We start from the raw sequence: 2,895 nt of genomic DNA on the forward strand, positions 1-2,895 counted from the left end.
GCCGGCGGGCCGCCATGGGGGTGCGGCCCGCCGGCGCTCCCGGCGCTCCCGGCGCTCCCGGCGCTCCCGGCGCTCCCGGCGCTCCCGGCGCTCCCGGCGCTCCCGGCGCTCCCGGCGATGACGGCCCGGGGCCGGGGGCGCCTGAGAGGCGGGGCTTCCCGTAGGGCGTCCGCTACAGGCCGAGCGACTTCGCGACGATGCTGCGCATGACCTCGCTGGTGCCGCCGTAGATCCGGAACACCCGGTTGTCGGTGTAGAGGCGGGCGATCGGGTACTCCAGGATGTAGCCGTAACCACCGTGCAGCTGGAGGCACTTGTCGATCACGCCGGAGGCCGACTCGGTGCAGAACAGCTTCGTCGCCGCCGCGTCCGCGACCGTCAGCTCCCCGTTCTGGTAGAGCTCCAGCGCGCGGTCGACCATCGACTGCTGGGCCACCACCTGGGCCTCGCAGTCGGCCAGCGTGAACTTGGTGTTCTGGAACTCGGCGACCGCCTGGCCGAACACCTTGCGCTCCTTGACGTACTGGAGCGCGAACCGCACCGCCGCCGCGGAGGCCGCGTAGGCGCCGACCGCGATCGCCAGCCGCTCCTGCACCAGGTTGTGGGTCAGGTAGGAGAAGGCCTTGCCCTCCTCGCCGAGCAGGTTCTCCACCGGCACCTTGACGTCACTGAACGCCAGCTCGGCGGTGTCGGACGTGCGCAGGCCGATCTTCTGCAGCTTGCGGCCGACGGTGTAGCCCGCGGAGGCGGTGTCCACACAGAGGATGGAGAGGCCGGCCCGGCGGTTCTGCGGGTCGTACGGCGCGGTGCGGCAGACCACCAGGACGAGGTCGGCGAGCACGCCGCCGGTGATGAAGGTCTTGGCGCCGTTCAGGACGTAGTGGGTGCCGTCCTCGGAGAGCCGGGCGGTGGTGGTGATGCCCGCGAGGTCGGAGCCGGCGCCCGGCTCGGTCATCGCGATGGCGGTCATGATGTCGCCGGAGACGAAGCCCGGCAGCCAGCGCCGCTTCTGCTCCTCGTCGGCGTACTCCAGCAGGTACGGCAGCACCAGGCCGGTGTGCACGCCGGAGGAACCGAAACTGACACCCGCCCGGGCGGTCTCCTCGGCGACGACCGCCTGGTACTTGAAGCCGCTCTCGCCCGCGCCGCCGTACTCCTCCGGGACCTCGATGCCGAAGACGCCGAGCGCGCCGAGCTGACGGTAGAAGTCGCGCGGCGGGTGGCCCTCGGCCTCCCAGCTCTCGTAGACGGGGACGACCTCGTGGGCGATGAAGTCCCGGATGGTCTCCCGGAAGGCCTCGTGGTCCTCGGTGAACACGGTGCGGCGCACGACGGCGCTCCCTTCGGTGGTGCCGGGCGGTGCGGACCGGCACGCCTGCGCCGCGGCCGGGCGGCTGCGGGCCGGTGTACAGCTGATCGCCCCACAAGTTAATCCCGGGTAGCTTCGACTGTCCAGGGTCGACGCGGCGGTGTCCGTACCGTGACCGAGCCCGGTGTCGCAGGCTCAGGGCCGCCACAAGTGAATCCTTGCTAACCTACGGGCGGCAGTGCGGGCGGCAGCCCCGCCGACCCGGTGGTCGGCACCCCGGCGGGCAAGGGCGAGGGAGCGGCGGCATGGTGGATCGACGGCCGCCCGCGCGGTCCCGGCAGGCGCAGATCATCGCCGTGGCCGCCGAGCGCTTCCACCGCAGCGGGTACCACCAGGTCTCGATGACGGAGGTCGCCGCCGGGGTCGGCATCACCGCGCCGGCCCTCTACCGGCACTTCCGGGGCAAGCCCGAACTGCTGGACCGCACCCTCCGATCGGGGCTGGACGCGCTGGCCGGCGGGCTGCGCGAGGCCTCGACCACGGCGGCCGTCGGTGCCACCGTGGCCGCCGTCGCGGTCGGGCACCGCCCGCTCGGCACGCTGGTGCAGCGCGACGCCCGGCTGCTGCCGCCCGCCCGGCGGGCCGCACTGCGCCGCGAGCTGCGCTCGGACGCGGCGCTGATGGCCGCGGTGCTCCGCGCCGAGCGCCCGGAACTCGACGCCGCCGACGCCGCGTTGCTCTGCTGGTCGGCGCTCTCGGCCGGTGCCGGGCTGTCCTACCAGTCGGCGCTGCCGCAGCCGCGCCGGGCCGAGCGACTGCTCCGCGAGCTCGTCGCGGCGATCCTGGCGGTACCGCTGGTCGGCACCTGCCCCGACCCGCAGGACCACCCCGCCGCTGCGCCGTCACGGCCGCAGCCCCGCCGGGAGGAACTGCTCGCGGCGGCGGTGCGGTTGTTCCACCGGCGCGGGTTCGACAACGTCAGCACCGACCAACTCGGCGCCGCCGTGGGCATCTCGGGGCCGAGCGTCTACCGGCACTTCGACAGCAAGGCCCAGTTGCTGGCCGCCTCGCTGGTGCGCAGCCGGGAGCGGCTCTGGCACGAGGTGGAGGGGGCGATCGCCGTCGCCGCCGGCCCAAGGCCGGCCCTGGAGGCCGCGCTGGCCGCCTACGTGGGCTTCGCCCGGCGCAACAGCGACTACCTGGGCGCGATGCTGAGCGAGACCGAGCGGCTGGCCGCGCCGGACCGGCGGGCCGCGGTGGACTTCCGCCGGGACTTCCTGCGGACCTGGGTCGAGCTGCTCCGACAGGTCCGCCCCGAGTACGACGCGGCCGAGGCCAGGATCCGGGTGCACGCCCTGTTCGCGCTGGTCAACGACGGCGTGCGGAACCGCCCGTACAGCGACCGGCCGGACCTCGGGGACTGTCTGCGCCGGCTCGGCCGGGCCGTGCTGGGCCTGGCCGAGCCGGCCTAGTGCCGCGGCACTGACGACGGCCGGGTGCCCGCCCCCGCATGAACAGCCCGGCCTGGCAGGCCAAGGCCGCCGTGGAGCAGTCGCTGACCAGGGCCACCCCGGCGGACCCGAGCG

The 2,895-nt window shown here is 74.4% G+C and carries 2 protein-coding genes; one reads left to right on the forward strand and one right to left on the reverse strand.

Annotated features, from left to right (window positions below; translation table 11 throughout):
- Positions 1-172: 172 nt before the first annotated feature.
- Positions 173-1,330: an acyl-CoA dehydrogenase family protein gene (locus AB0J08_RS36280; RefSeq protein ID WP_360642619.1), complete on the reverse strand. Its 1,158-nt coding sequence runs from the start codon at positions 1,328-1,330 to the stop codon at positions 173-175.
- 284 nt (positions 1,331-1,614) lie between these two features.
- On the opposite strand from AB0J08_RS36280, the gene AB0J08_RS36285 reads away from it, so the two are divergent.
- Entirely contained in the window at positions 1,615-2,781 is a 1,167-nt protein-coding gene (locus AB0J08_RS36285; protein WP_360642621.1) for a TetR family transcriptional regulator, read from the forward strand.
- Positions 2,782-2,895: the final 114 nt, after the last annotated feature.

The organism is Kitasatospora sp. NPDC050463 (genome assembly GCF_040655255.1).
Classification (GTDB): domain Bacteria; phylum Actinomycetota; class Actinomycetes; order Streptomycetales; family Streptomycetaceae; genus Kitasatospora.